The sequence below is a fragment of the Dactylosporangium sp. CA-152071 genome (assembly GCF_050936335.1).
Classification (GTDB): Bacteria; Actinomycetota; Actinomycetes; order Mycobacteriales; family Micromonosporaceae; genus Dactylosporangium; species Dactylosporangium maewongense.
Genome location: NZ_JBNJMZ010000002.1, coordinates 1,519,001 through 1,544,935 on the forward strand (window position 1 = coordinate 1,519,001; position 25,935 = coordinate 1,544,935).

At 71.0% G+C, this 25,935-nt stretch carries 28 protein-coding genes; 8 read left to right on the top strand and 20 right to left on the bottom strand.

What is annotated here, in order from left to right:
• Positions 1 to 214: 214 nt before the first annotated feature.
• The 9 genes from ACQEVZ_RS46640 to ACQEVZ_RS46680 form a co-directional block, all read right to left on the bottom strand.
• Entirely contained in the window at positions 215 to 1,357 is a 1,143-nt protein-coding gene (locus ACQEVZ_RS46640) for an SMI1/KNR4 family protein (protein WP_433380468.1), read from the bottom strand.
• Positions 1,354 to 1,689 (bottom strand): hypothetical protein, encoded by a 336-nt coding sequence (locus ACQEVZ_RS46645; protein WP_433380471.1) that lies wholly within the window; start codon positions 1,687 to 1,689, stop codon positions 1,354 to 1,356. The genes ACQEVZ_RS46640 and ACQEVZ_RS46645 overlap by 4 nt, the downstream gene beginning before the upstream one ends.
• A gap of 53 nt (positions 1,690 to 1,742) precedes the next feature.
• Positions 1,743 to 2,375 carry a response regulator transcription factor gene (locus tag ACQEVZ_RS46650; protein WP_344509962.1) on the bottom strand — a complete coding sequence of 211 codons (633 nt, stop codon included), beginning with the start codon at positions 2,373 to 2,375 and terminating at the stop codon, positions 1,743 to 1,745.
• Positions 2,372 to 3,577, bottom strand: coding sequence for a sensor histidine kinase (locus tag ACQEVZ_RS46655; RefSeq protein WP_433386104.1), 1,206 nt, complete (start codon positions 3,575 to 3,577; stop codon positions 2,372 to 2,374). The genes ACQEVZ_RS46650 and ACQEVZ_RS46655 overlap by 4 nt, the downstream gene beginning before the upstream one ends.
• Positions 3,578 to 3,582: 5 nt before the next feature.
• Positions 3,583 to 4,380 (bottom strand): ABC transporter permease, encoded by a 798-nt coding sequence (locus ACQEVZ_RS46660; protein ID WP_433380474.1) that lies wholly within the window; start codon positions 4,378 to 4,380, stop codon positions 3,583 to 3,585.
• A complete protein-coding gene (locus ACQEVZ_RS46665) occupies positions 4,377 to 5,225 on the bottom strand; it encodes an ABC transporter ATP-binding protein (RefSeq protein WP_433380477.1) in 849 nt (282 codons plus the stop codon). The genes ACQEVZ_RS46660 and ACQEVZ_RS46665 overlap by 4 nt, the downstream gene beginning before the upstream one ends.
• Before the next feature lie 318 nt (positions 5,226 to 5,543).
• On the bottom strand, positions 5,544 to 5,768 hold the full coding sequence (locus ACQEVZ_RS46670) for a hypothetical protein (protein WP_433380480.1): 225 nt from the start codon (positions 5,766 to 5,768) through the stop codon (positions 5,544 to 5,546).
• 38 nt (positions 5,769 to 5,806) lie between these two features.
• Positions 5,807 to 6,490: a DUF6766 family protein gene (locus tag ACQEVZ_RS46675; protein WP_433380483.1), complete on the bottom strand. Its 684-nt coding sequence runs from the start codon at positions 6,488 to 6,490 to the stop codon at positions 5,807 to 5,809.
• Between the two features lie 81 nt (positions 6,491 to 6,571).
• The gene (locus ACQEVZ_RS46680) at positions 6,572 to 6,964 is read right to left on the bottom strand and encodes a hypothetical protein (protein WP_433380486.1); all 393 of its coding nucleotides are present in this window, start codon (positions 6,962 to 6,964) and stop codon (positions 6,572 to 6,574) included.
• Positions 6,965 to 7,030: 66 nt separating this feature from the next.
• Between ACQEVZ_RS46680 and ACQEVZ_RS46685 the strand changes: the two genes are divergently transcribed.
• The gene (locus ACQEVZ_RS46685; RefSeq protein ID WP_433380489.1) at positions 7,031 to 7,663 is read left to right on the top strand and encodes an SGNH/GDSL hydrolase family protein; all 633 of its coding nucleotides are present in this window, start codon (positions 7,031 to 7,033) and stop codon (positions 7,661 to 7,663) included.
• Between the two features lie 31 nt (positions 7,664 to 7,694).
• On the opposite strand, the gene ACQEVZ_RS46690 is transcribed toward ACQEVZ_RS46685, so the two are convergent.
• Positions 7,695 to 8,516: a hypothetical protein gene (locus ACQEVZ_RS46690; RefSeq protein ID WP_433380492.1), complete on the bottom strand. Its 822-nt coding sequence runs from the start codon at positions 8,514 to 8,516 to the stop codon at positions 7,695 to 7,697.
• Positions 8,517 to 8,601: 85 nt separating this feature from the next.
• Here ACQEVZ_RS46690 and ACQEVZ_RS46695 point away from each other — a divergent pair, with 85 nt between their 5' ends.
• Positions 8,602 to 10,011: a lectin gene (locus tag ACQEVZ_RS46695; protein WP_433380495.1), complete on the top strand. Its 1,410-nt coding sequence runs from the start codon at positions 8,602 to 8,604 to the stop codon at positions 10,009 to 10,011.
• 21 nt (positions 10,012 to 10,032) lie between these two features.
• Entirely contained in the window at positions 10,033 to 11,448 is a 1,416-nt protein-coding gene (locus ACQEVZ_RS46700; RefSeq protein ID WP_433380498.1) for a beta-N-acetylhexosaminidase, read from the top strand.
• Here ACQEVZ_RS46700 and ACQEVZ_RS46705 read toward each other — a convergent pair.
• The 5 genes from ACQEVZ_RS46705 to ACQEVZ_RS46725 form a co-directional block, all read right to left on the bottom strand.
• Positions 11,411 to 13,624 carry an MMPL family transporter gene (locus tag ACQEVZ_RS46705; protein ID WP_433380501.1) on the bottom strand — a complete coding sequence of 738 codons (2,214 nt, stop codon included), beginning with the start codon at positions 13,622 to 13,624 and terminating at the stop codon, positions 11,411 to 11,413. The genes ACQEVZ_RS46700 and ACQEVZ_RS46705 overlap by 38 nt on opposite strands.
• Positions 13,625 to 13,753: 129 nt before the next feature.
• Positions 13,754 to 14,419 (bottom strand): alpha/beta hydrolase, encoded by a 666-nt coding sequence (locus tag ACQEVZ_RS46710; protein WP_433380504.1) that lies wholly within the window; start codon positions 14,417 to 14,419, stop codon positions 13,754 to 13,756.
• Positions 14,416 to 15,723, bottom strand: coding sequence for a phenylacetate--CoA ligase PaaK (gene paaK / locus ACQEVZ_RS46715; protein ID WP_433380507.1), 1,308 nt, complete (start codon positions 15,721 to 15,723; stop codon positions 14,416 to 14,418). The genes ACQEVZ_RS46710 and paaK overlap by 4 nt, the downstream gene beginning before the upstream one ends.
• Positions 15,720 to 16,157: a hydroxyphenylacetyl-CoA thioesterase PaaI gene (paaI, locus tag ACQEVZ_RS46720; RefSeq protein WP_433380510.1), complete on the bottom strand. Its 438-nt coding sequence runs from the start codon at positions 16,155 to 16,157 to the stop codon at positions 15,720 to 15,722. The genes paaK and paaI overlap by 4 nt, the downstream gene beginning before the upstream one ends.
• Positions 16,158 to 16,178: 21 nt before the next feature.
• The gene (locus ACQEVZ_RS46725; protein ID WP_433380513.1) at positions 16,179 to 16,652 is read right to left on the bottom strand and encodes a hypothetical protein; all 474 of its coding nucleotides are present in this window, start codon (positions 16,650 to 16,652) and stop codon (positions 16,179 to 16,181) included.
• 69 nt (positions 16,653 to 16,721) lie between these two features.
• Here ACQEVZ_RS46725 and ACQEVZ_RS46730 point away from each other — a divergent pair, with 69 nt between their 5' ends.
• Together ACQEVZ_RS46730 and ACQEVZ_RS46735 are read left to right on the top strand one after the other, a co-directional pair.
• On the top strand, positions 16,722 to 17,384 hold the full coding sequence (locus tag ACQEVZ_RS46730; RefSeq protein WP_433380516.1) for a TetR/AcrR family transcriptional regulator C-terminal domain-containing protein: 663 nt from the start codon (positions 16,722 to 16,724) through the stop codon (positions 17,382 to 17,384).
• Between the two features lie 28 nt (positions 17,385 to 17,412).
• Positions 17,413 to 17,877 carry a DinB family protein gene (locus ACQEVZ_RS46735; protein WP_344509876.1) on the top strand — a complete coding sequence of 155 codons (465 nt, stop codon included), beginning with the start codon at positions 17,413 to 17,415 and terminating at the stop codon, positions 17,875 to 17,877.
• 9 nt (positions 17,878 to 17,886) lie between these two features.
• Here the strand turns inward: ACQEVZ_RS46735 and ACQEVZ_RS46740 are convergent, their stop codons facing one another.
• Together ACQEVZ_RS46740 and ACQEVZ_RS46745 are read right to left on the bottom strand one after the other, a co-directional pair.
• The gene (locus tag ACQEVZ_RS46740; RefSeq protein ID WP_433380520.1) at positions 17,887 to 18,579 is read right to left on the bottom strand and encodes a uridylate kinase; all 693 of its coding nucleotides are present in this window, start codon (positions 18,577 to 18,579) and stop codon (positions 17,887 to 17,889) included.
• A gap of 312 nt (positions 18,580 to 18,891) precedes the next feature.
• Positions 18,892 to 19,290 carry a hypothetical protein gene (locus ACQEVZ_RS46745; RefSeq protein ID WP_433380523.1) on the bottom strand — a complete coding sequence of 133 codons (399 nt, stop codon included), beginning with the start codon at positions 19,288 to 19,290 and terminating at the stop codon, positions 18,892 to 18,894.
• A 132-nt stretch (positions 19,291 to 19,422) separates the two neighbouring features.
• Here ACQEVZ_RS46745 and ACQEVZ_RS46750 point away from each other — a divergent pair, with 132 nt between their 5' ends.
• Entirely contained in the window at positions 19,423 to 20,010 is a 588-nt protein-coding gene (locus ACQEVZ_RS46750) for an SMI1/KNR4 family protein (protein WP_433380526.1), read from the top strand.
• Positions 20,011 to 20,131: 121 nt separating this feature from the next.
• On the opposite strand, the gene ACQEVZ_RS46755 is transcribed toward ACQEVZ_RS46750, so the two are convergent.
• Both ACQEVZ_RS46755 and ACQEVZ_RS46760 read right to left on the bottom strand, forming a co-directional pair.
• The gene (locus ACQEVZ_RS46755) at positions 20,132 to 20,809 is read right to left on the bottom strand and encodes a FadR/GntR family transcriptional regulator (RefSeq protein WP_344509870.1); all 678 of its coding nucleotides are present in this window, start codon (positions 20,807 to 20,809) and stop codon (positions 20,132 to 20,134) included.
• A gap of 43 nt (positions 20,810 to 20,852) precedes the next feature.
• The gene (locus ACQEVZ_RS46760) at positions 20,853 to 21,965 is read right to left on the bottom strand and encodes a C45 family peptidase (RefSeq protein WP_354898408.1); all 1,113 of its coding nucleotides are present in this window, start codon (positions 21,963 to 21,965) and stop codon (positions 20,853 to 20,855) included.
• A 132-nt stretch (positions 21,966 to 22,097) separates the two neighbouring features.
• Here ACQEVZ_RS46760 and ACQEVZ_RS46765 point away from each other — a divergent pair, with 132 nt between their 5' ends.
• Together ACQEVZ_RS46765 and ACQEVZ_RS46770 are read left to right on the top strand one after the other, a co-directional pair.
• Entirely contained in the window at positions 22,098 to 23,060 is a 963-nt protein-coding gene (locus ACQEVZ_RS46765; protein ID WP_433380531.1) for an acetylxylan esterase, read from the top strand.
• Positions 23,057 to 24,001, top strand: coding sequence for an amidohydrolase family protein (locus ACQEVZ_RS46770; protein ID WP_354898402.1), 945 nt, complete (start codon positions 23,057 to 23,059; stop codon positions 23,999 to 24,001). The genes ACQEVZ_RS46765 and ACQEVZ_RS46770 overlap by 4 nt, the downstream gene beginning before the upstream one ends.
• Here ACQEVZ_RS46770 and ACQEVZ_RS46775 read toward each other — a convergent pair.
• Positions 23,952 to 25,556, bottom strand: coding sequence for an IS1634 family transposase (locus ACQEVZ_RS46775; RefSeq protein ID WP_433380534.1), 1,605 nt, complete (start codon positions 25,554 to 25,556; stop codon positions 23,952 to 23,954). The genes ACQEVZ_RS46770 and ACQEVZ_RS46775 overlap by 50 nt on opposite strands.
• Positions 25,557 to 25,935: the final 379 nt, after the last annotated feature.

Genomic DNA, 25,935 nt, shown 5'->3' on the forward strand with positions numbered 1-25,935 from the left:
GTCACGGCGCAGCCGCCGACGGGCGGGCGCTTGGACCGTGTCTCAATGGGTGTTTGACGAGTTTGCGGTAGCAGGAAAGTAGTGCACCTGATCATCGAGAAGAGCGGGGGTTGGTCCGGGCCGCCGAGCGACACTCCGCACCGCCGATCACCACCTGCGCGTGCATCTGCCGCCGACTGCTCACTGCCGTGCGCACGGGCGCCCGCGGCTGGGGCTACAGCTGAGGCACGACGCGCAGCACCGTGCCGGTCACCGGGTCGATGACCACGAGAAGGCCGCCGCCGCGGGCGTAGGCCGGGTCGGAGAGCAGTACCTCGGCCTCCGCCTGGCTACGTGTGATCCGCGCATCGGCGAGTGAGTCCCGCCCCCGCGCGGCGGCGGCCGTCCGCGCGGCGGCGATGATCTCGTCGTCGGTCATGCCCGGGGCGCGGAGCGGAAGGCTCGATGTGTCAGCGTGATCAGCCCTCGGGCCTGGGTGGCCCGGCGAAGGGGGCGCGCTGTCGTCGCTCACGGTCCGAGAGTGCCATAGCCCGCGGTGCAGCGATGCATGCGTCGCCGTGGGCCATACCGGTTCGAGCCTCCCGTCCGCGTCGTAGAACAGGTAGGGCCGGAGCTCCGCGGATTGCTCGAGCACGCGGTGGAGTGCGTACGGACGGCCGCCCTGTACGGCAAGGATCGGCTGGCCGGCCAGCAGGTCGCGAAGGGCGCCGATCCGCCAAGTGACGGCGAGCAGCTTCCTGAGCTGGAGCAGGGTCGCGACGGAGTCGGGCGGCACCTGGTCGACGTAGATGTCGGCGGTCTCGGGCAGGTCAGGGGTGAACCCGGTCGGCGGAGCGTGGCAGACGCAGTCGGCGAGTTCCTCGATGTTGGTTCGCCCTCGGCAGGCCTGCGCCAGGTCGTCGGCCACGGGCCAGCACTCCGGCGGGTAGCACTCCTCGTGGGTGGCCCAGCCGAGGTTGCCTGCGTGCGCGGCGACCACTGGGTACTCGCCGTCGGCGTTGGCGGGCTCGCGCATGTCGAACAGGTAGAACACGCCGCCGCCGTTGAACGCGAACGGCAGTGCCCCAGGCATGTACTCAGGAAGGTGGTAGGCCAGCGTCATCGCCCGTACTCCGCTTGGGCCATCGACCGGGAACAGCTGCAGCCACCGCTCACCGTTGCCGAGGTCACCGCCGCCCGACCACGCCAGCAGGGCGAGGTACCTGGGTGGCAGCGGCCGTTCGGGCAGCTGCCACCGGCTCGCGTCGATCGGCCGGTGTGAGGCGGGCGCCGGGCCGCCGGGCGGCAACAGGTTGTGCTGCTGCGCGGCGACGTCGGCGATCTCCTGCTCGGTGGGCGCCCGACGCACCTCGGTCACGAAGTCGGCAAGCTGCCGCTGCGTAGCTCCCGGCCGAGGATCCCGGTACTCGAACACCGACGACCAATCCACAGCGCCAGATCATGCCGCACGACCGTCACCCACGCCCACGTCGTAGCGCACCGTGTGACCCGCGGCGCGAACTGGGACCGGACCGCGCGAAAGCGGTGGCTCGTCAAAAGAACCCCGTCGTCGACCTGCTCCAGGACGAGCGACCACCACCCGACCTCGACGGCGCGTCCGTCGATCTCCCCCAAGGTCTTCTTGAGCCGCTTGATGCGGGCAGCACGGTTGTCCGGCCTGCCGACGGCAGGCTTGATCTCGCCACGCATCTGCCGCTGGCCAGGCCCGGTCTTCGTGATTGAGGAAACCCGGACGCACGGCACTACGGCGGTGGGCTCAGGATCCCGCGGGACAGCGCGGCGGTCACGGCGGCCGTCCGGTCACTTACGCCGAGCTTCACGAACGCGCGTACCAGGTGCGTCTTGACCGTCGCCTCGCTGATGAACAGCACGCGGCCGATCTCCGGGTTGGACAGGCCGCGGGCGACCAGGCCGAGCACCTCGGCCTCCCGCGGCGTGAGCTGCTCGGCGACCGGTGCCCGGCGCCGATCGGCCAGCCGCGCGGCGGCCAGGGGCGCCAGTACCGACTCGCCCCGGGCCGCGGCGTGGATCGCGTCGACCAGCTGCGCGAGCGGGGTGTCCTTGAGCAGGTAGCCGACCGCACCCGCCTCGATGGCGCGCAGGACGTCCTCGCCGGTGTCGTACGTGGTGAGCACCAGGACCCGGACATCGGGGAAGCGCGCGGTGATGCGCGCGGTCGCCTCGGTGCCGTTGACGTCGGGCATCCGCAGATCCATCAGGACCACATCGGGCCGCAGCGTGGCGGTGAGGGTCCATGCCTCGTCGCCTGACGCCGCCTCGCCGACCACGTGGAGGTCCTCGGTCATCTCCAGCATGCCGCGAAGCCCGACCCGGACTACCGGGTGGTCGTCGACAAGCAGGACACGGACCGTCACCGTGAGTCCGGCGGTACGGTCAAAACTTCCTCTGGCAAAGGCATCGGCAGCTCGAGGCGGACCGTCGTGCCCGCGCCCGGCGCCGAGACGACCGTGCAGGTGCCGCCGAGTCCGATGACCCGGCTGCGCAGCCCGGGCAGGCCGTAGCCGCCGTGCCCGCGCCCCGGCTCGAAACCCTGCCCGTCGTCGCTGACCGTGAGCGCGGCGGGCGAGAGCACGATGCGCACCGACGAGGCCTTGGCGTGCCGCCGGATGTTGGCGAGGGCCTCTTGAGCGGCCCGGAGGAACACGGCGTCGCGCTCGGGCATCCCGCCGCCCGGCGGATCGTCGCTCTCGACGTCCACGGGGACGCCGGTGTCGCGGGTGTGCCGCTCGGCCAGTCGGGCCAGGGCCTCGGTCAGGCTGCGCGCGCTGAGGTCGGGCGGGCACAGGGCGGCCACCAGGGAGCGCGCCTCGGCCAGGTTCTCCCGGGCGGTGCGCTCGATGAGGTCGAGCTGGTCGGGGACCGGGGCGGCGCCGCGCTCCAGGGTCAGCCGTGCCGACTGGGTCAGCATGAGGATGCTGGTGAAGCCCTGCGCCAGCGTGTCGTGGATCTCGACCGACAGCCGCTCGCGCTCGGCCGTCATGCCGGCCGCGTGCCGCTCGCGGGCCAGCGCGGCGCGGGTCTCGGTCAGCTCGGCGATGAGCTCGCTGCGGGCGCGGCTCTGTGCGATGACCGCGGAGATGTACGCGCCGAGGAAACCGGCCGACAGCACGGGGACGACCACCGTCGGCAGGAGTGCGACCGCGGTCGATGCGGACAGCCCGAAGTGGTCGAACATTCCGACTACGAGCAGCGCGGCGACGACGCCCAGGACGATCAGCCGGTCGCGCCACCGCTCCAGGAACAGGAACAGGTGCAGGAACAGCACGGACAGCAGCACCGCCGCGGTCATCGTCACCAGGATGAGCCCGGCGAAGAGCACGAGGGCCCCGGCGAGCTGCACGATCCCGCGCCGTTCGCCGGGGCTCCGGACGGCGCGGGCGCCGACCCGCCAGTACCACACCAGAAACAGGCACAGCAGCAGGGACGCCAGCAGGCGGGAGCGCGTGGCCAGTGCGTCATCGGCCCAGACCAGCGCGCCGGTGATTACCGGCGCCACCACGGCCACCACATGCCAGACGGCATGGAACCGGTCCCACGCGTGCCCGCCCGGCGGCACTTCGTTCAACTGTCCTCCTGGCCGGTCCAGCGGAACGTCAGCAGACACAGCGCCAGCCCGACGATCACCCACGCCCCCAGCATGAGGGCAACCCGGCCCAGTTCCCAAGACCCGGCGGGCTCGTTCGCGGCGAACGCGGCCGGCAGGAACACCGACCGCATGCCCTGCGCCATCCACTTGAGCGGGAACACCGCCGCGACCTGCTGCATCCACGCCGGCAGGTCGGTGAACACGAAGAAGACGCCCGAGATGAACTGCAGCACCAGCGCCACCGGGGTGACCACGGCCGGCGCCCGCTTGGCCTCCCGCGGAATCGACGAGAACGCGATCCCGCACAGCGTGCAGGCGGCGATGCCCAGCAGCGAGACCCACAGCAGCGTGAACCACTGCCTGCCCGTCGACGGCAGCGTCACGTGGAAGAACGCGGTCGCGATCGCCAGCATGATGGCGCAGCCGCCCACGCCGACGAGATACACCATCGCGATCTTGCCGATGAAGTACGAGCCGGCCGGCATCGGCGCACCGTACAGCCGCTTCAGCACGCCCCGGTCGCGCTCCATCGGAATCTGGATCGCGAGGGTCTGGAAGCCGTTGGTAAGCTGCGCGGCGGCGATCATGCCGGCCACGAAGTACTGCGTCAGTGTCACCCCGGGCGCGACGTCGACGCCGCCGAAGACCGAGCCGAACACGACCAGCAGCAGGATCGGCAGCGCGAAGGAGAAGATGACCGACTCGCGGCCGCGGAAGAACTGGCGCAGTTCCAGGCCGCTGCGCAGCAGCCCGAGACGCAGCGTGAGAGTCATGCCGTCTCCTGGATCATCGAGAGGTACGTGTCTTCCAGCGACGGCCGGGTGACCGTCAGCTCCGGCACCTCGCCGCCGAACCGGGCGACCAGGTCGGCCACGAACTTCGCCGGGGTGTCGGTGTCGTGCTCCTGCGGGCCGTCCGGGGCGGTCCAGCGGACCTTCGCCGCCGCGCTGCCCCGGCCGCCGAGCGTCGCCGGCGTGGCGACCGCCATCAGCCGTCCGCGGGCGATCACGCCGACCCGGTCGGCCAGCGTCTCCGCCTCGTCCAGGTAGTGCGTGGTGAGCAGGATCGTGGTCCCGCCCGCGGCGAGGTCCCGGATCAGGTCCCAGAACTCGCGGCGGGCCTGCGGATCGAAGCCGGTCGTCGGCTCGTCGAGGAACAGCAGCTCCGGCCGGCCGATGATGCCCAGCGCCACGTCGAGCCGGCGGCGCTGCCCCCCGGAAAGCACCTTGGCCCGGTCCTTGCGCTTCTCCTGCAGCCCGACCCGTTCGATCACGTCGTCCGGCCGGTCAGCGTTCGGGTAGTACTTCGCGAAGTGCTGCACGACCTCCTGCACCGAGAGCTCCTCGAACTCGCCGGTGGACTGCAGCACGATGCCGATCCGGCGTCGCCAGTCCAGCGGGCGGCGCTGCGGATCGACGCCGAGGACACGCACCTCGCCGCCACTGCGCTTGCGGAAGCCCTCCAGCATCTCGACGGTCGTGGTCTTGCCGGCACCGTTCGGCCCGAGCAGGGCGAACACCTCGCCCCGTTCGACGGTGAGGTCAAGCCCGTCGACCGCCAGGTGGGCGCCGTAGGTCTTGCGCAGGCCCTTGGCCTCGATGGCAAATGCATCGGTCACGATCTCCATCGTGACCGGTCCGCGACGACCGCGGGTCAACCGGTCGATGGACGCGCCCGCCCCCGCCCGTGCGTCGCAGCCGAGGGCTCGAGGGACAGCAACTGCCCATTCGACGCCCGGGCAAGGGCAGGCATGACTCGGATCAGCCGCGAGGCGGAGGCGGCAGCGACCGCTGCCCGGCCGATCTCGTCGACGGCTCCCCACCGCGAACGGCTGAACCCGCTCACCATGACTGGCGACGTTGGGCATCCCCATCTGCTTGATCCGCGCGGCACCTCCCAGCGACGAACGACCGGTTCCGGCCAATGAGCGTGCGGGTCAGTGCCAGTGGCCGACCATGTCGGGAACGCCGCCAGCGGCCTGCAAGCCGTCTCGGTAGTGCAGCGCTGCACGTAGCTGCTCGTCGTCCGGCTCCGCCCCGGCGAGGACCGCGTCGACCTGAGTGATGGGCACCCCCGCGGCTTCGGCGAGGCCGGCCGCAGGCACGTCCCGATGCTCCAGCAGCCGGGCGAGGCGAGCACCGAAGAGCGGAAGGTCGATCACCAGGCCACGGTAGACCGACGCCGGCCGCGTTGTCCGCCTCAGCCTTCGATGCCGGTGGAGGTGTGGGAGGCGCCGACGGGTTTGGACTCTGGGGAGCCTCGTTGGCGCAGGTACACGGAGAGGATCACCATCGAGAAGACGGCGAGGAGCTCGGACTGCCAGTTCTGCAGGGTGCGGTTCCAGAAGTCGGGTTCGGTCAGGTAGGCGGCCCAGGAGACGGGGGGCTGGCGGTGGCTGAGCTGGCGTTCGTTGAAGGCGGCCACGCCGGCGATCGACTGGCCGAGCCACGACAGCGCGAAGATGCCGCCCATGACGAGGCCGAGGGAGTTGGACAGCAGGTGCAGGCGCCAGCCGGTCGTGCGGGCCCAGGCGGGTGAGTCGGCGCGGGCGAAGGCGCCGACGAGCTGGTCCTTGTCGGACTCGGTGCCGGGCCGGTCGAGCGGCTTGGACTCCGGGGATCCCTTCTGCAGCAGCCAGACCGTCGCCAGGATGTACAGGGAGAACTGCAGATACTCCGACTGCCAGTTCTCCGCGACGTCCACGGCGAAGTCCGCCGACGTCAGGTACCGGCCGAGGGAGACCGGCAGGAGACCGTCGGTGACCTGCTGCTGGTTGAAGTCGGCGTGCCCGGCGAGGCCCTGGCCGACCAGGGCGAGGAGGAACAGGACACCGAACACCACGCCGAGCGCGTGCTCACGCAGGACCCGCCGTGCCCCGCTCACCGGTGCAGCAGCCCGATCGTGATGACGTAGGCGAGACCGGCGCCGACGACCGTCAGGCACAGCACGAACATCAGCCGCATCTCAGTCTCCTTCCACGGCGCACTGGTACGGGCGTTCGCCGCGGGGCTGGCAGCCCGCCGCCACGACCCGCCAGCCGCCCGGGAACACCGCCAGGAACTCGGTGTCGCCGGCGTGCACGACGCGGGCCCATTGCCCGTACACGTCGACATGGCGCACCGCGTCGGGGGCGGGCAGGTCCTCGTCGAGGATCGCGGCGGCGCACGGGGCGTCGGCGGACCGCTCCAGGGCGCTGACGGTCCCGGGCGCGAGCAGCCGGCAGGCGGTGGCGCCGTCGCCGTCGCGGACCGCCGTCAGCAGCCGCGTCGCCGTGGCCGAGGCGGCGTCACGCCGGCCGCCGTCGCCGCAGCCCGCGGCCAGGAGACCCACGAGGACCAGCACCACAGCGATCCGCACGCTGTCCGTAGTGCCCCGATCTGGGAGGTCGCACACATCGTGCGGGGCGGATGAGATCATGGCGCGATGAGGTTCGAGGCTGGGCAGCGCATCGTGTTCATCGGCGACAGCATCACCGACTGCGGGCGGCGGGACGTGCGGGCGCCCTACGGTGACGGGTACATGAGCCTGGTGCGGGCACTCGTCACGGCCCGCTTCCCCGGTACCCCGCTGACCTGGGTCAACCGTGGGGTCAGCGGCAACACGGTCCGGGATCTGGCCGCACGCTGGGACCGCGACGCGATCGGCCAGCGACCCGACTGGCTGGTCGTGATGATCGGCATCAACGACGTGTGGCGGGCGTTCGCCGGGCGGCCGCACGAGGCGGTGCCGTTGGACGAGTACGAGGCGACCCTGCGCACCCTGCTGCGGAGCGCGGTCGACGCGACCGGCTGCCGGTTGCTGCTCGCCGACCCGTACCTCATCGAACCCGACCGCACGGAGCCGCAGCGCGCCGAGAGCGACCGCTACGCCGCGGTGGTGGCGAGGCTCGCGGAGGAGTTCGGGGCGCCGCACGTGGCGACGCAGCGCGCGTTCGACGCCGTCCTCGAGGTGTCGCCGCCGGACCTGTGGGCCGACGACCGCGTCCACCCGGGCCTGCCCGGCCACGCCGTCATCGCCGACGCCTTCCTGCGCGTGATCACTGGCCGAACCGACTGAAGCGGCCGAACCGGCGGAACCGGCCGACCCGCTACCGGGTGCGGCCGGCCGGGCGGAGGAAGTCGGTGCCGGCGAGCCGCGGCACGTCGGTCACCCCGAACTCCCAGGGCGCGGTGTCGAGCTTGCGCTGCACCGCCGCCCGGATCGCTCCGGCGTCCTCCCCGTCCGGCGAGGCGAGCCGCTCGTAGGCGTCGTCGTCGGCGTCGCGCAGCACCTCCCGCAGGTCGGTCATGCCGAGGTAGGCGAAGCCCCGCACGGCGGCGTCGAACCGGTCCGGCGGGAACTCGGCCAGTACAGCACCCAAACCACCACCCATGGCGCGGTTGTGCAGCCGCTGCACCCGCGCCAGATGCCGCAACCCGACCGGTCCGGCAGCGGCCGCCGGTTCATCAACAGGCAGCGCGCCAGCCGCGTCCCACAGCACCTCGACGAGATCCCGCAGCAGGTACCCGCGCCGGTCGTCCACCCACGCCGGCGCGACCCGCCACCGCCGGCTGGCCCGCAGGTGGTCGAACCCGGCGCCGATGGTAACCGTCTCCAGGGCGTCGACCGCGAACCGGCACGGCAGGACCGACGCGCTCGGCACAACCCCAGGAATGCCCGTCAACGACACCCACGCCAGCCCCGGCTCGTCGGAGTCGACCAGGTCGTGCCAGCGCCCGCCGTCCAGCAGCGCGACCTGACAGTGGTTGGCATCGATGACCGACACCACAACCGCCACCCTGCGGTCATCGTCGCGCCAGGTGTACGAGGGATCGTCCGCGGGCTCGGCCGACATCAAAATCCGCTGGACGTCACCCGGCACGGCGGCCCGCAGCGTGCGGGTCAGCCCGAAGATCCGTCGCTCGATCACGCGCAACTGTAGCCGGTTGACTTAACCCGTTTTAGCTGACTTACTCGGTTCAGTTCGCACCGACCGCCAGCGGAAGGAACCCCTCATGCGACTTGCCGCGTTCGCGGTGTCGGCCGTCGTCGTCTGGGCGGCGGCCTCGGCCGTACCCGCCGCGGCGACGCCGACGCCCAGTGGCACCGCCACCGTCGCCGACGTCGTCACCTACCTGCAGAGCATCACCGGCCGCAACATCCTGTCCGGCCAGCAGGACGGGCCCAGCTCGGCACCGAACACCTGGCAGCAGAAGGTGCACGACATCACCGGCGAATACCCGGGGTCGTGGGCCGGCGACTTCGCCTTCGAGCAGAACGACATCAACGCCCGGCCGGCCGTCATCGCCCAGGCGAAGGCGGTGTGGGCGGCCGGCTCCATCCCCGCCCTGGTGTGGCACATGTGCCCGCCGACGGTCGCGCAGTCCTGCCACTGGGACTACGGCACCGGCGCCATCATGAGCAGGCTCAGCGACGCGCAGTGGAACGAGCTCGTCACCAACGGCACCGCCCTCAACACCGCCTTCAAGCGCCGCCTCGACGAGGCCGTGCCCTACCTGCAGGACCTCAAGAACAGTGGGATCCCGGTGCTGTTCCGCCCGCAGCACGAGATGAACGAGGGCTGGTCGTGGTGGGGCGGTCGCCCCGGCGCGAACGGCAGCCGCAAGCTGTTCCAGATCACCCACGACTACCTGTCCGGCACCAAGGGCCTGAACAACCTCGTCTGGGTCTGGAACCTCAAGGACATCGCGGGCGGCGAGAGCCACGTCGCCGACTACTGGCCCGGAGCGTCCTATGTGGACCTCGCGACGCTCGACGCGTGGGTCAACAAGCAGCCGACGCAGGCCTGGTACAACGCCATGCTGGGCATCGCCGGCGGCAAGCCGATCGGCCTGTCGGAGGTCGGCACCGTACCCACGCCGGAGACCATCACCGCCCAGCCGCGCTGGACGTTCTTCAGCGTCTGGATCAGCTGGCTCACCGACCCGGCCTGGAACACCAACGACGCCGTCAAGCGCACCTACTACGACCCGCGCGTGCTCAACCGCGGCGAGATCCACATCGGCGGCGGCACCGACCCCGCGCCCGGCACGGGACCAATCACCGGCCTGGCCGGCAAGTGCCTCGACGTCGCCGCCGCCGGCACCGCGAACGGCACAAAGATCCAGCTGTACAGCTGCAACGGCACCAACGCCCAGCGCTGGACGGTCGGCACCGACGGCACGCTGCGGGCGCTCGGCAAGTGCCTGGACGTGACCGGCGGCACCGCAGCGGACGGCACGAAGGTCCAGCTGTGGGACTGCAACGGCAACGGCCACCAGCGCTGGACCCGGGACGGGCGGCGCCTCGTCAACCCCGACACCGGCAGGTGCCTCGACGTCGCCGGCCAGTCCACCGCCGACGGCGCCCAGATCCAGATCTGGACCTGCAACGGCCAGACCAACCAGAACTGGACCCTGCCGTAAGAGGGGCGTTACCGTGCATCGATGGATGCGATCATTCCCGCGCCGGTGTACGTCAAGCCGGTGCCGGCGGAGAGCTTCACACTGACCTCCGCGACCGTGGTGTCCGCGACCGGTGCCGGTGTGCCGGTCGCGGAGCACCTCGCGGCGCAGCTGGACATCTCGGTCGTCGAAGGGACCGGCGGGGCGATCGCGCTGACGCTCGACGAGGCCGCCGTGACGCACCCGGAGGGCTACCGCCTGTGCGTCGGCAAGGAGCGGGTGACGCTGGCGGCGGGGACGCCGGCCGGGCTGTTCGCCGGGGTGCAGACCCTGCTGCAGCTGCACTCGGACCGGGTCATCGCCGGTGGAGAGGTGCGGGACGAGCCGCGGTTCGCGCACCGCGGGGCGATGCTCGACATGTCGCGGCACTTCTACACGGTGGCGGAGGTCAAGCGGTTCGTCGACCAGCTGGCGCGGTTCAAGCTCAACGTCCTGCACCTGCACCTCACCGACGACCAGGGCTGGCGCATCGAGATCCGTAGCTGGCCGCGGCTGGCGACGGTCGGCGGCGGCACGCAGGTCGGCGGCGGGGGCGGCGGGTACTACACGCAGGACGACTACCGGGACCTGGTCGCGTACGCGGCGGCGCGGCACATCACCGTCGTGCCGGAGATCGACGTGCCGGGGCACACGACCGCGGCGCTCGCGTCCTACCCGGAGCTCAACGCCGACGGGGTGGCGCCGGCGGTGTTCACCGGGCGGGGCGACGCGACCGGGTTCAGCTCGCTGGCCACCGGCAAGGAGGTCACGTACCGGTTCATGGGTGACGTGCTGCGGGAGGTGGCCGCGCTGACGCCGGGCGAGTACCTGCACCTCGGTACCGACGAAACCCACGCGACGCCGGAGGACGAACGGCTGCGGTTCCTGGACCGGGTGCTGCCGATGGTCGCGGACCTCGGCAAGTCCGTGATGGGGTGGCATGAGATCCTGCGCTCGCCGGACCCTCCGGTGTCGACGGTGCCGCAGTACTGGGGGCGCGCGTCGAGCGATCCGGCGATGGCGTCCGCGGTGGCGCGCGGGCAGCGGGTCCTGCTGTCGCCGGCGCACCGCGTGTACCTGGACATGAAGTACGAGCCCGGCATGGAGATCGGTTACGACTGGGCGGGCTGCGTCGACGTCGCCGACGTGTACGGCTGGGATCCCGGCACCTACATGGAGGGTGTGCCGGAGGCGGCGGTGCTCGGGATCGAGGCGCCGCTGTGGTCGGAGACGCTCCGCTCCTACGCCGACGTCGAGGCCATGGCGTTCCCGCGCCTGGCGGCGGTCGCCGAGCTGGGCTGGTCGCCGCGGTCGGCGCACGACTGGGATTCCTTCGCCCGCCGGCTCGCCGCGTATGGGCCGCGCTGGGACGCCGACGGCGTCAACTACCACCGTTCCGCGCAGATCCGCTGGCGCTGACCGGCTCCGGCGCCTTCTTGATCACGACCACCGGTCGCACCAGGGTCGCGCCTTCGACGTCGACGTTCGGCAGCAGCCGTTGCAGCGGCCTCGGCAGCCACCAGGCGCCGCGGCCGAGGATGTGCAGCACCGCCGGGACGAGGGTCATGCGGACGATGAACGCGTCGACGGCGACGCCGACGGCGAGGGAGAAGCCGATGGCCTTGATGATGACGTCGCCGCCGAAGATGAACGCGGTGAAGACGGCGGCCATGATGAGGCCGGCGGCGGTGACGACGCGAGCGCTGTCGCGCATGCCGTCGCCGATGGCGCGGCGGGCGTCGCCGTGGTGGGTGAAGGCCTCCTTGATGCGGGAGACGAGGAACACCTCGTAGTCCATCGCCAGCCCGAACAGGATGCCGATGACGAGGACGGGCAGGAAGCTCAGGATCGGGGCGGGCGCCTGCACGCCGAACACGCCGCCGGCGTGCCCCTGCTGGAACACCCAGGTGACCGCGCCCAGCGACGCGCCGAGGGACAGCAGGAACCCGGCGACCGCCTTCACCGGCACGAGGATCGACCGGAACACCAGCAGCAACAGCAGCAGCGCGAGCACGACGATGAGCACCAGGAACGGGGCCAGGGCGGCGCTGAGCTTGTCGGAGACGTCGTTGTTGACGGCGGTGGTGCCGGTGACGTACGCGGTGATCCCGGCCTGCTGCCTGGCCTGCTCGCCGGCGGCGCGGATGCGCCGGACGAGGTCCTTGGTCTGCTGCGAGTCGGGCCCGGACTTCGGGATGACCGACAGGATCACCACGTCCCCGGCCTGGTTGGTGGCGGCCGGGACGGCGACGGCGACGTCGGGGTCGGCGCGCAGCAGCGGCGCGGCCTGCTCGCCGATGGCCTTCATGTCGGTGCGGCCCGGCCCGTGCAGCACGAGGGTGAGCGGCGCGTTGAACCCCGGCCCGAAGCCCTTGGTGAGCAGGTCGTAGGCGCGGCGTTCGGTGGTGCCGGTGGACTTGGTGCCGTCGGACGGCAGGCCGAGACGCATGTCGAGCACGGGCAGCGCCATGCCGCCGACGACGGCGAGGCAGGCGACGACGGTCAGCCACGGCCGGGCGGTCGCGATCCGCGCCCACCGCGCGCCGAACGGGTGGGCCTTCGGCTCGGCGCGCCGGTTGAGCGTCCTGATGCGGCTGGCGGTGATCCGGTGGCCGGCGACAGCGAGGATGGCGGGCGTGAGCGTGACGGCGAGGACGACGGTGACGGCGACGGTGGCCGCGGCACACAGGCCCATGACGGTCAGGAACGGGATGCCGGCCACGGCGAGGCCGCACAGCGCGATGATGACCGTGACACCGGCGAAGATCACGGCGCTGCCGGCGGTGGCGGTCGCGGTGGCGATCGACTCCTCGACCTGCATGCCGTCGCGCAGCTGCTGGCGGTGCCGGGCCACGATGAACAGCGCGTAGTCGATGCCGACCGCCAGGCCCAGCATCGTGGCGAGGGCGGGCGCGGTCGAGTTCAGCTCCACGAACCCGGTCACGACCTGGATGCCGAGCATCCCGATGCCGACGCCGACACCGGCGTTGAGCAGCGGCATCCCGGCGATGACCAGCCCGCCGAGGGTCAGCGCCAGCACCAGGTACGCGATGATCACCCCGTACAGTTCGCTGCTGGCGCCGTGGGCCTCGGTGGTGGACACGACACCGCCGGAGAACTCCACCCGCAGCCCGGCGGCCCGGGCCGGGCCCGCCAGCCGCTCCAAGGCGTCCTTCGCCTCCTGCGTGACCTCCGAGACGGGCACGGCGTACTGGACGTCGGCGAACGCGATCCGCTTGTCCGCGCTCAGCGTCGCCTCGTTGAACCCGGTCACCGCGATGACCTGCGGCGCCTTCGCCAGCGCCACGAGCGCGTCGGCCGCGCGGGCGGTGTACTCGGCCTCGTCGAGCGTGTGCCCCGGCGGGGCGGCCACCACGATCCGCGCGCTGGCGCCGCCGGTGCCGGGGAACTTCTTCGACAGCAGCTCGATCGCCCGCTGCGACTCGGTGCCGGGGATGCTGATCGCGGACGTCGTCGGCTTGGCCAGCACCGCCGCCGACACCGCGATGGCGACCAGGACCGCGGCCCAGCCGCCCAGCACGACCCAGCGACGGCGCGCCACGACGACGCCGAGACGGTACAGCATCGTCGCCATACGCCCGCTCCCTAGAACTGGCGGCCGCGCGGACCCGGCCGTTCACGGCTGTGGGTGTTCGCGCCTTGATCCTATGGGCGTGCCCCGCCGGGCAGGACCGGAACGGCGAATGCGCAACCGGGCGGGCGGTCAGCTCCTGCCGCTCAGCGCGGTGCCCATGGCGATGAGGCGGTCGGCGACCGCTCGCGGGTCGACGAGCTGGTGCAGGTGTTGGCCCGGGAGGTGCTCGACGAGCCAGCCGCGGTCCTCGGCCTGCGCCGCGGCCGGCGCGTAGTGCGCGGAGAACCGGAGATACCCGCACGGCACCGCGTCCCAACCGGCCGGGACGGGAAGCCGCTGCTCGTAGTACCAGAGCGGAATCCGCGGCTGCTCGGCCTCGACCGCGCGCCTGATCAGCGGGTCCGGGACGAGCTCGGCGAAGTCGGCGCCGGGCCACCAAGTCGTCCACGGTGGGAGCAGGCCGTCGACGACCCTGTCCCGCAGCCGGTCCAGCACGCCGGGCGCGACGATGCCCGTGGTCGGGCCGGTGCGGGCGGGCAGCGACGCGTCCACGAACACGCATGCCGCGACCCGCCGCGGCATCGCGCCGACCACGGCCGGCATGAAGTAGCCGGCGTTGCTGTGCGCCACGAGGATCACCGGGCCTTCCCCGGCCGAGGCGACGACCCGCTCCACGATCGCCTGACCGGACGGGGGCATCTCGTGCAACGCCGGCACCGCCGCATCGAGCAGCGCCGCCACCGGCGCCCACGACGCGGGCCCCAGCAGCGGGCTGTGCACCAGGACGTAGTTCACCGCGGGCGGTTGTCGAGGATGCGCTTCGCCTTGCCGACCGAGCGCTCCAGCCCGCCGGGCGGCAGCACCTGCACCCGTACCGTGACGCCGACGTTGTGCTTCACCAGCGCGACGAGCTGCGCGGCGAGCTGCGCGGCGAGCGTGTCGTCGACGGGCTCGGTGCGGGCCTCCACGCGGACGGTCAACTCGTCGAGGCGGCCGGGCCGGTCGATGACGCAGACGTAGTGCGGGGCGAGGCCCGGCACCCGCAGGATCAGCTCCTCGATCTGGGTCGGGAACACGTTGACGCCGCGCAGGATCATCATGTCGTCGGAGCGGCCGGTGACCTTCTCCATCCGGCGCATCGTGCGGGCGGTGCCGGGCAGCAGGCGACTCAGGTCGCGGGTGCGGTACCGGATGATCGGCAGCGCCTCCTTCGTCAGTGACGTGAAGACCAGCTCGCCGCGCTCACCGTCGGGCAGCACATGGTCGAAGACCGGGTCGACGATCTCGGGGTAGAAGTGGTCCTCCCAGACGTGCAGGCCGTCCTTCGTCTCCACGCACTCCTGCGCGACCCCGGGCCCGATCACCTCCGACAGCCCGTAGATGTCCACGGCGTGCATGTCGAGCCGCTCCTCGACCTCGCGGCGCATGTCCTCGGTCCACGGCTCCGCGCCGAAGATGCCGACCTGCAGGCTCAGCCGCTTCGGGTCCACGCCCTGCCGGTCGAGCTCGTCGAGGATCGTCAGCATGTAGGACGGGGTGACCATGATGATGTCGGGCTCGAAGTCGACGATGAGCCGCACCTGCCGCTCGGTCATGCCGCCGGACACCGGGATGACGGCGCAGCCGAGCCGCTCCGCGCCGTAGTGCGCGCCGAGCCCGCCGGTGAACAGGCCGTATCCGTAGGCGACGTGGACCCGGTGGCCGGGGCGCCCGCCCGCCGCGCGGATCGAGCGGGCCATCACGTCGGACCACATGTCCACGTCGGCCTTCGTGTAGCCGACGACGGTGGGCTGCCCGGTGGTGCCACTGGATGCGTGGATGCGGGCGATGCGCTCCCTGGGGACCGCGAACATCCCGAAGGGATAGCTCTCCCTGAGGTCCTGTTTCGTCGTGTACGGGTAACGCGCCAGGTCCTCGAGCGAGCGGCAGTCGTCCGGGTGCACTCCGGCCTCGTCGAACTTGCGCTTGTAGAGGGGCACGTTGTCGTACGCGTGCCGCAGCGTCCACCGGAGCCGCTTGAGCTGCAGGGCGCGCAGCTCGTCGACGGACGCGGTCTCGATCGGCTCCAGGTCGCCGGGGTGCGGGCTCAGGTCTCTCACGCTCGTTCCTGCCCTTCCAGGATGCGGCGGCCGAGTGCTCTGCTGCGGCCGCGGAACTCGGCGATGACCGACCCGTCAGCGGTGCGCACGGTGACGTCGTACAGGCCGCTGCGCCCCTGCCGGACCCGCTCCTGCGCGACGGCGGTCAGGTCGTCGCCGGGCTTCGCGGGCGCGACGAACGTGACGTCGAAGCCGGCGGCCACGGTCACCTCGTCGTAGGTGTTGCAGGCGATCGCGAACGCGCTGTCGGCGAGGCTCGCGATGAGCCCGCCGTGACAGATGCCGTGCCCGTTGGCCATGTCGTCGCGGACGCGCATCTCGATCGTCGCCCGGCCGGGCGAGACGTCGCCGAGCCGCATGCCGAGCGCGCGGCTTGCCTCGTCGCCGTCCCACACGGTCCGCGCGCAGCGGCGGGCCACTTCATCGGGGTCCATGCACCTTGCATACCCGGGTTTTCACACCGCCGCAAAGGTACAGACGGCCGCGGCGAGCATCAGGGTGTGCAGGATCATGTGCTCCAGGTTGGGCCGGGGGCGGTCGCCGATGCGGGGCAGGACGGTGACGGTGCGGGCGTAGGTACGGGCGTGCAGCTCAGCCCAGGTCACGCCGGTGCCGGCGGTCGCCCACGGTGCGGTGCGGCCGGCGAGGTACGGCATCCACCACAGGATCAGCCCGCCGGCCACGGAGAGCGCGGCGAGGGTGCCGGCGGCGTAGCCGAGGACCGGCAGGTGCAGCACCTTCCCGAGCCCGAGCAGCACCGCGGGCAGCGCCATGACCGGCGCGTTGATCGCGACCTCGGTGCGCTGCTCCTCGCGCTTCGCGTCGCGCACGTTGTTGAACGGGTACAGGTCGACCAGCGTCGTCACCAGGAAGTAGGCAACCACGGCAAGGATCAGGATCAGGGCGAGGGCGAGCACGTCAGCCTCCATGTTTACGGTGTAAGCATCCCGCTGTCTGGTAGCTTTGCTTACGCCGTAAACATCGTCAAGGGAGCGCGTGTGCCGAAGGCCGGACTGAGCCGGGAGCGGGTCCTCGACGCCGCGCTGGACTACGTCGACACCCACGGCCTGCCGGCGCTGTCGATGCGCAAGCTGGGCGCGCACCTCGGCGTGGAGGCGATGTCGCTCTACCGGCACGTACCGAACAAGGACGCGCTGCTCGACGGCCTGGTCGACCGGGTGATGGAGCACGCCTTCGCCGGACTGTCCGTGGACTTCGACGACTGGGTGCCGTGGATGCGGTCCTTCGCGCACTCGCTGCGGGTCGCGCTGCTCGCCCACCCCGGCGTGCTCCCCCTCGCCGCGACCCGCCCCGTGAACTCCCCCGACGCGCTGCGCATGTCGGAGCGCTGGCTGGCCGCGATGCGCGCCGCCGGCCTGCCCCTCGGCCGCGCCATGGACGTCGTGAACGTCGTGGCCACGTTCACGATCGGGCACACCCTCGCCGAGGCCGGCCGCACCCCCGGCCACGAGGACTCCGACCCCAACCTCGACGAGCACGCCGGCGACCTCGACCCGGCCGAGTTCCCCAACCTCCTGGAGGTCATCACCACCCGCGCCGGCCTGGACTTCGACCACCGCTTCACCGAGGCCGTCGACATCCTCCTCGCCGGCTACGCGGCGCTGCCGCCTGTTGCGGATCCGCACGTTCCTTCGCCGTGACGCAACCCCGGCGGCGATGCTTGGCGACATGGCGCACCGAGACTCCGGACCACCGTCGACCGCCCCCGACGAGAAGTCGGTCCTGCTGGGCTTCCTCAACTACCTGCGCGACGCGATCACCGCCAAGGTCTCCGGCGCCCCCGAGCCGCAGGCCCGCACCGCGGGCGTCCCCTCCGGCACCAACCTGCTCGGCCTCGCCAAACACCTGGCGCACGTGGAGCGGTACTACTTCTTCGGCGACCGCATCACCAGCCTCCGCCGCACCATGCGGCCCACCACCAAGGACACCGTCGAGAGCATCCTCACCGACTACCGGCAGACCATCACCCGCGCCAACGAACTCGTCGAGTCCTGCCCCGACCTCACCAGGCCGCTACGCGCCGGCGGCCCGTCCCTGCGCTGGATCCTGGTCCACCTCATCGAGGAGACCGCCCGCCACGCCGGCCACGCCGACATCCTCCGCGAACACCTCGACGGCACCACCGGCCGCTGACGGTTCAGTTCACCGCTGTTCGGTCCTGCTCCTCGGCATGATGCGGGGGTCGTCGAAGTTCCGGTTGTCGATGACGATGTCGGCCTGTTCGGCGGGGCGGATCTCGGCCAGGTAGAGCTCCTCGCCGGGGATGTAGTATGTGCGGTACCGCTCGGCGGCGGCCTCCGCCGAGTCCATCCACGCCTGGTCACGGGCCGTGCCGCGGGACAGCACGTCCGCCACGTCGATGTGGAGGTAGACCCGCAGGTCCCAGTGCCGCACCAGGGCCGGCTTCTGCAGGAAGCCGCCATCCGCGATCAGGATCGCGTCGTCCGAGGCCACCTGGACGCCGGAGTCGACGGGCGTGCGACCGCTGATGTCCATGATCTGGGTGCGGTAGCGGCGGTCGCCGCCGGGACCGAGCGGCACCAACAGCTCATTGCGGATCGCGTCGACGTCGTACATCTCGAAGTAGTAGCTCTCCGGCGAGCCGGACGGATACCGCGTGCGCAGGTCGACATGCTGTTTGAAGTGGTCGACCGCGACTCGGAGCACGGGCCGCGCCGTCTTCCCTCGCAGGGCGGTGGCCACCTCGTCGGCCAGCGTCGTCTTGCCGGCAGCGGAGTGACCGTCGATCCCGACCCGCGTCGGGTGCTCCAGCCGCAGCGCGAGGATCCGGTCCGCCAACCCGTCGACCACCTGCCGCCGTGCAGCGCTACGCAAGCTGGTACGCGAAACGGTCGGTTCGGCAGTTTGCGGCATCCGCGGCCGCTCGCAAGACGTCCTCAACTTCCACGCACACCAGCCCACGGTAACGGATCGCACGGCAACACCTGGTCATCGGCCCGGTGGCGAGGGCCGTTTCCCGCAACCTCCTGGAGCGCTGCGCCAGCTGTCCGTGGTGTCACAAGGCCGATGCACGGCGTGCGCAGCGAGTTCACTGGCGGCATGAGCGCGCAGCCGGTGAGATCTGAGCCGGGTCGATCAAGCCGCAAGCGCTGGGCGCTGGCCGGTCTACGGCCTCCGGTTTGGCGATCAATCGGTCACAGAGTGCCCTCGGTCAACGTAGAAGCTCCGTTTCGGGCCTCCCTCCGGCATCGGGTTCGAGGCCGTGTCGCCGCTCATCTGCTGCCGCAGCGCGCTCCACTTCCTGGTGATTTCCTCTGGGCGCTGATGGCCGCTCTCGAGACGGGTGCCGGTGCTGTCGGTGACTTCGGCGCTTCCTTCGTTCACGCAGACGGCGATGTTCGCGATGCCGGCCGCCCGGTCGTCGTCGTCCTCGAAGCGGTCGACAGTGAAGGGTGCATCGGCGCCGTCGTAGTCGGAGCGGACGTGGAACGTTTCGCCCGGTTTCAGCCAGCGGTCCTCTCCCCACGGCTCCAACCAGAGCACCAGCAACCCGGCGGAGTCGTTGTGCACGTCCATGATCGCCACGAGTACACCGTAGTCTCGGTGGCACTGCGGTGGACACGCGCATCGTTGCTCGTTGCGTCGTGGCGTACCCCGATGACGCGCCGGTTCGGCCACCATCGTGGTGGACACGCTCACGCTGAGGGGACCGGCAGCATGACTGAGGACGAGATCTTCGATGCGATTCGGGCGCGGGTGGAGGCAGGTCGCCCGACGGATTCGCCGCCCGCGTCGTTGTTGCCTCCGCCGGTCTCCGAGCAGGTCATCAGGGATGCCGAGGCGGTGATCGGATATCGCCTGCCGCCGTTGTTGCGCCGCATCTACCGTGAGCTCGGCGATGGTGGTATCGGACCTCACGGCGGCATCCAGGGCTTGGCGAACAGCTGGTCCAACATTCCCATGGTCGATGGGTACCTGGAGCTTGTCAGCGCTGAGGCCGAGCCAGGCGAACACCCGCCGCCGCCGCGCGGTGTCGTGTTCTTCTGCGATCTCGGCTGTGCGATGTGGGCGTTGCTGGACTGCCGGCACCCGCAGGGGCAGATGTGGTGGTCGGATGAGTACGAGTCGTGCAAGCTGCATCTCACCCTGCCTGAATGGTTCGGTGCCTGGTTGGCGGGTGACTCCCATGACGTCTGGGCCAGGCCGGGGCTCAGGCTGGGGCCCGAGTCCTGGGACCGCGAACAGGCCGAGGCCACCGAGCGGCACCGAATCATCCTGCATCCCGATCAGGTGCCCCTCTGGTAAGGGCACGCGCCAGCAGCACGATCGAGTGCGGTGACCTCGCACGACAGGACGCCCCGGAGAGAGGAGTCCCGGTCACCAGCAGTAGTCCTGACGGGCGGTCAGGACGTCCCCGAGTGCGCTGCTACTTCCGGCGTCCGGGCTTGGTCACGGTGTCCTCCACGGCGGCCAGGTGCAGCTTCATCGCATTGGCCGCCGCGTCGGCGTCGCGCTTCGAGATGGCGGCGAGGATGGCGTCGTGCTCGTCGGCCGCCTGGGTCGCCCGGCCCGGTACGGCGGCCGCGGCTATGGCCTGCTCCTGCAGGACCGAGCGGAGTTCCGAGACCAGCCTGGGGAACAGCGGGTTGGCGGTCGCGGTGGCGATGGCCACGTGGAAGTCGGCGTCGATGCCGACTCGGATGGAGGGGTCCTGCTCCTCACGGAACCGCACGAGCAGCTCGGTCATCGCCTTGAGGTCGGTCCGTGAACGGCGCTCGGCCGCGAGGGCGGCCAAGGGCACCTCCAGCGTCCGACGGACCTCGTGCAGGTCGCGGGGGAGATACTTGCCGGTCAGCAGTTGGGACGGCGCGAACTGCGCGTCGACGAACGTGCCCTTGCCGGCGTACGAACGGGTGAGACCGAGCGCGTTCACGCTGTGCAGAGCCTCACGGATCACCGAACGGCTGACCGCGAACGACTTGGACAGCTCGGCCTCGGAGGGCAGCCGCTGACCCACCGCGAACTCACCCGACTCGATGAGTTCGACGAGTTGCGATCGCACGTGTTCCGCCGCGGTGCGCTGCGCGACAGGGATCACCTTCACGGCTGCCAGGTTAACAGCCTGTCGGGCAGCCGGCCGGTCAGACTTAGGCATCGAAGCGCACCGGCACTGACCAGGTCGACTCGCACGGGCTGCCGGCGGCGTACACCAGCGAGCGAGCCGACAGGTCCATCACGATCCCCGCGATGGTGCAGGTGCGCTCGGCCACGGGCTGTGCCGCGTCCGGGTGCTGGCACACGCTGTGCGGTGCGTCCGCGTGGTCGGCCAGCGCCTCCTGCAGGCTCTCGATCGTGTGCGTGTCGTGTTGCTGCACGCGCGCGGTCAGGTGGTGCAGCCGGTTGCGCGTGTGTGCCTTGCGCTCGAGATAGCGGTCCACCCCCGTGAGACCGTCGACCAGGAAGTGGTTGGCGTGCGTGACCACACCGTCGACGGGAGTGATCACGCCGCACGGGCCGTCGCCCGGTCCGGTCTCTATGTCCGCGCAGAACCCGCCCGCGTCCGCGATGAGATAATTTGCGGAATTTGCCCGCGATGTGGATTGAATCCGCTGGGCGGCCTCCGCACCGCTGTCGCTGTCGAGCACCGATCGCAGCAGCACGTGGTAGGGAACGCCGAACCGGCCCTCGTCGCCGTCCGAGATGAGGGTGTTGGTGCACAGGCCGACCCCGCTGGAGTTGATCCCGACCTTCGCCAGCATCCCGGCCTCGACCACCGTGACGAAGTCCGGGCCGTCGTCCCGGTGCACCTGCAGCACGATCGCGGTTTCCCGGGCCCCCTCGATCCAGTCCCAGTTCTGCCCCATCAGCGCGGCACCGGAGGTCGTGCGCTCGGGGGTCAGCGCGAATGACGTGCACTCGGTGGATGCCACCGCCCGGGCTCGCCCGGGAGCGGCGAACATGATCTCGCTGCGGGTGTTCAGGGCCAGGATGTCGGCCACCTCGACGCCGGCCCCGCGGGCGATCGCCCGGATCTCCCGCGCGGACGCCGGCGAGAAGTCCTCGATAGGACCGGCGAACCGGAGTCCGTGTCGCCGCACGGCGTCCCAGTCCCACGATGCGTAGTGCCGGAACACGTCGGCATAGGTCCGCAACGCTTGCTCGATCCGGGTCTTCGCAGCGAGGCCGTACTGGTATCCCCGCTCTTCCGGGTCACCCGAGACGGCAATGACGTCGTACCCGGAGGCGACTGTCCGCGCCATGCCCGTTCCTCCACCTGTAGCTCCTGGCTTCACTCGCCTGGCAGGCTATCAGGTTGCATGACAGGTTGTCCCTTCCCCGCCGCGGTCGTCATTGCTTAGACTCCTGTCGGACAGTCGGACAGGAGTCGTGCAATGCGGGTAGACCTCCCCCTCGACCAACTGGTGCAGTACGAGTACCCGCACCCCGAGCCCGGGGACTTCGACGCCTTCTGGAGCCGGACCCTGCACGAACAGGGCGCTCATCCCCTCAATCCGCGGTTTGAGCCGGTGGACGCCCTGGTCCGGACCGTTGACGTGTACGACGTCACCTTCGGCGGATACGCCGGGGACGACGTACGGGGGTGGCTGCTGCTGCCGCACGAGCGAACCGGCCCCCTGCCGCTCGTGGTGGAGTACCTGGGCTACGGCAGCGGACGCGGGCACCCGGTCGAGTCGCTCGCCTACGCCAGTGCCGGCTTCGCGCACGCCGTCATGGACTCCCGCGGCCAGGGCAGCGCCCTGCGGGCCGGCCACACCGCGGACCCGCATGGGGCGGGCCCGTCCGCGCCGGGGTTCATGACCAGGGACATCCTCGATCCCGAGCGGTACTACTACCGCCGCCTGTTCACCGACGCGTACCGGTTCGTCGATGCCGTGACGACCCACGAGGCCGTGGCGCGCGACCGGATCGCGGTGACGGGACGCAGCCAGGGGGGTGCCATGGCGCTCGTGGCGGCCGGCCTGCGGGACGATGTCCGCCTGGCGATGCCGCATGTGCCGTTCCTGTCCGCCTTCCGGCGCGCGGTCGAGGTGACGGACCACAGTCCCCATGGGGAGATCGTCAAATGGCTGGCCGCCCACCGCGGTTCGGTGGAGCGCGCCTTCGAGACCCTCGCCTATTTCGACGCCGTGTCCTTCGCGCGGCGAGCCACCTGTCCCGGCCGGTTCTGCGTCGCCCTGCATGACGTCGTGAGCCCGCCTTCCACCGTTTTCGCTGCATACAATGCCTTTGCCGGGCCCAAGGAGATGACCGTGTGGCAGTTCAACGGCCACGAGGCGGGCGGGCCCGAAGACCTCTTGCGAACCATCCGTGCCGTCCGAGAGCTGGTGTCATGACCATCGTCGACTTTCACCACCACGCGCCGTTGGCGTCCTATGTCAGCCGGTTGACGGCGCTGGGCATCCAGGCTCAGCCGGGCGCACCGTTTCCGGTGTGGGAGCCGGCGGACTCGGTCCGGATGATGGATCGGCTGGGCATCGACCTGGCCGTGCTGTCCGTCGCCTCACCCGGGTTCTACTTCGGCGATCAGACCTTCACCACGGCCCTGTGCCAGGACACCAACGACGAGCTCACCGAGGTGGTCCGCGACGGCGACGGGCGGTTCGCGGCGGTCGCCTGCCTGCCGCTGCCCTCGGTCGATGCCGCGCTCACCGAGATCGAGCGGGTGTTCGACCGGCCGGAGTTCGTCGGCGTCGGCCTGCTCACCAGCTACGCCGGGTCGTACGTCGGCCATCCCAAGTTCGACGGCCTGCTGGAGACCCTGAACGACCGCGGTGCCTTCATCCACGTGCACCCGGTGCTGCCCGCGTGGTGGCCCGAGGGCGAGATCCCCCTCCGGCCGTCGGTCCTGGAGTATCTCTTCGACTCGACGCGCCTCATCACGAACCTGCTCCTCACCGATGTGCCGCGCCGATTTCCGCGGATCCGGTGGGTCTTCTCGCACTGCGGCGGCGCGATGCCGGTCGTCGCTCCGCGCATGGTGCTGGCCGAAGGCATGCCGGAGCTCGCGGCCGTCGCCGCGCAGGGCGTCCTGCGCGCGCTGGCGGCGTTTCGCTATGACACCGCCCTGTCCCACACCGCCGCCGACCTCGGCGCGCTCCTGTCCTTCGTCGACGACTCGCGGGTCGTGCTGGGAACGGACTTCCCGTTCTCGTCGCTCGACGAGGTGGCCGAGCGCTTCAACCTCTTGCGCGAGTATCTCGGCGACACGCATCGCTCGGCCGTGCTCAGCGAGAATGCCCGCGAGCTCGTCGGCGACCGGGGGCGGACGCGGTGACCCGGGCCGGCGGCTGGATGGTCAGCGCCCGGTAGATGGCCGCCTGCTCGGGGCTCAGCGGCGTGGTCTGGGTGACGGTGCCGGCCGAACCGGTGAGGGTCACCTGGGCCACCCGCCCGAGCTGCCGGTTGATGGTCCGCCAGGTCTGGCCGCAGGACTGCTCGGCGATGCGGGTCAGCAGCAGGGCCAGCCACCAGATCAGCACGTGCGCGCGGATGCGGTGTCCCGAGCTGTGGGCGGCCGCTCCGGGCAGCAGCCACGCCTTGAGGCCGCGGGCTTCCAGGAGGTTCTTGTAGCCCAAGGCGACGTCTTCGGCGCTGACGTGCGGGTCGGAGGTGGCGATGAGGTACTTGCCGTCGAGCCTGGCCTCGGCCTTGACCTTCGCCAGGTCCACCTTCAGGCGTCCGTCGGGCCGCCGGATCAGCCAGCGGCCGAGGGTGGGGTGGTCGCGTAGCGCGCACTCGGCCAGCACGCGGCCGGCTTCGTCTCCGGCGCACTGGTCGGCGATCCGGGCCAGTTCGGCTTGGATGTGGACGATCGCCTCGTCGCGCTGCCGGCGGTCGCGCTGCGCCTGATCCGGGTCGTGGCAGACGACGAACCGGGCGTCCTGACCGTCGATGCGGACCTCCCGGACGCGCAGATCGTCGCGGACGTACCGGTAGCGGCCCGAGCGGGACAACACCGCCTCGACGAGGCGGTTGCCGTCGCACATACGCATCCCGGCCATGTAGTGATCGCCGGCGCGACCCAGGCCGGCCAGGTCGTCCGCGCCGGAGAAGCCGCGCTCGACCAACGTGATGACCCGGCCCGGATGCCGGTCCAGCAGGTCGTCGCGGACCTCGGCCGGGACGTAGCCGGCACCGGCGCCGCCCGGCCAGCACCAGCAGCGGACCGGGATGCCTTCCTTGGTCGTGGCCAGGCCGACGACGACCCGCTCCCCGTCGCCGCAGGCGAACTCGATGGTGTCGAAGAACAACGGGTCGAGCCGGTCGGTCACGGCGAGGAACAGCGACTCCTGCACCCGCGCCTGCGTGTCCGCGTCCACGAGCAGATCCATCGCCCGGCGGACGTGTTCATCGTCCATTGTGGATAGTCCCGGCACGGCGGCCTCCTCGCGCACCCATTCCGCGGCCGGCAGCCCGCTCGTCGGGGCCACCGCCCGGTGGGCGACCAGCGCGAACAACACCCGTTCCAGGTTGGCGGTGAACCGCCGCGCGCCGGTGGCCGCACGCACCGCCGCGCCCACGTCGAGGCGGTGCCACAGCGCGTCGAGCAGCCAGGTGGCTCCGATGGTCCGGACATCGACGACCTCCAGCGACGCGGCCCTGGCGGCCGCACCCGCCGGCGCGGCACCGGCCGGATCGCCGCCGCCGAAGTGCCTGCCGATCGACGCGGCCAGCCGCTGCAGCCCGGCCACGTCAACCTGGTCCTCCCGGCCCAGATTCATCAGTACGTCCGGCTTGATCTGCCCGTCCACCCGCCGGTTGTGGGCCAGGGCGACGTAGCGCACCACCGCGCCGTCGGCGTTGGTCCGCGAGGTGAACCGCAGGAACATGCCTACGACCAAACCATTCTTGACCTGCTAGCACAAGGTCAAGATACTGAGTCGTGTTACTACATGTTCATCCTTCCGAGCCGCCTTGCGGCCGTCCGACACCGCTCTGACCAGCGGTGATCCTAAACTGATCACTCCCGCGTGTGTACCAAACCGTGGGCCCCGGGCGCAAGGAAACTTCGTAACGAACCGAGCGGAGGCCCTTGCGATCCACCTCACCACGGTGCACCCTGAGGGACAACTTATCCGGCTGTCAGACAGCCGGGCAGGTTGACAGGTCCGGAGGCACCGCGTACCCCGCGCTTAGCAGGTCTTCGGTCCCGAGCAGAGGAGAGCAGCGATGCGTGCAAGGAACTTATGGCGCGGCCGTGTCGCCGTG

Excerpts from the sequence above, each read along its gene's own strand:
- ACQEVZ_RS46685 (WP_433380489.1), top strand. The coding sequence starts at position 7,031 with ATGAGGTTCGAGGCTGGGCAGCGCATCGTGTTCATCGGCGACAGCATC.
- ACQEVZ_RS46725 (WP_433380513.1), bottom strand. The coding sequence starts at position 16,652 with ATGGAGGCTGACGTGCTCGCCCTCGCCCTGATCCTGATCCTTGCCGTG.
- ACQEVZ_RS46660 (WP_433380474.1), bottom strand. The coding sequence starts at position 4,380 with ATGACTCTCACGCTGCGTCTCGGGCTGCTGCGCAGCGGCCTGGAACTG.
- ACQEVZ_RS46770 (WP_354898402.1), top strand. The coding sequence starts at position 23,057 with ATGACCATCGTCGACTTTCACCACCACGCGCCGTTGGCGTCCTATGTC.
- ACQEVZ_RS46735 (WP_344509876.1), top strand. The coding sequence starts at position 17,413 with ATGGCGCACCGAGACTCCGGACCACCGTCGACCGCCCCCGACGAGAAG.
- ACQEVZ_RS46775 (WP_433380534.1), bottom strand. The coding sequence starts at position 25,556 with ATGTTCCTGCGGTTCACCTCGCGGACCAACGCCGACGGCGCGGTGGTG.
- ACQEVZ_RS46750 (WP_433380526.1), top strand. The coding sequence starts at position 19,423 with ATGACTGAGGACGAGATCTTCGATGCGATTCGGGCGCGGGTGGAGGCA.
- ACQEVZ_RS46645 (WP_433380471.1), bottom strand. The coding sequence starts at position 1,689 with ATGCGTGGCGAGATCAAGCCTGCCGTCGGCAGGCCGGACAACCGTGCT.
- paaI (WP_433380510.1), bottom strand. The coding sequence starts at position 16,157 with ATGGACCCCGATGAAGTGGCCCGCCGCTGCGCGCGGACCGTGTGGGAC.
- ACQEVZ_RS46700 (WP_433380498.1), top strand. The coding sequence starts at position 10,033 with ATGGATGCGATCATTCCCGCGCCGGTGTACGTCAAGCCGGTGCCGGCG.
- ACQEVZ_RS46705 (WP_433380501.1), bottom strand. The coding sequence starts at position 13,624 with ATGGCGACGATGCTGTACCGTCTCGGCGTCGTCGTGGCGCGCCGTCGC.
- ACQEVZ_RS46760 (WP_354898408.1), bottom strand. The coding sequence starts at position 21,965 with ATGGCGCGGACAGTCGCCTCCGGGTACGACGTCATTGCCGTCTCGGGT.
- ACQEVZ_RS46765 (WP_433380531.1), top strand. The coding sequence starts at position 22,098 with ATGCGGGTAGACCTCCCCCTCGACCAACTGGTGCAGTACGAGTACCCG.
- ACQEVZ_RS46695 (WP_433380495.1), top strand. The coding sequence starts at position 8,602 with ATGCGACTTGCCGCGTTCGCGGTGTCGGCCGTCGTCGTCTGGGCGGCG.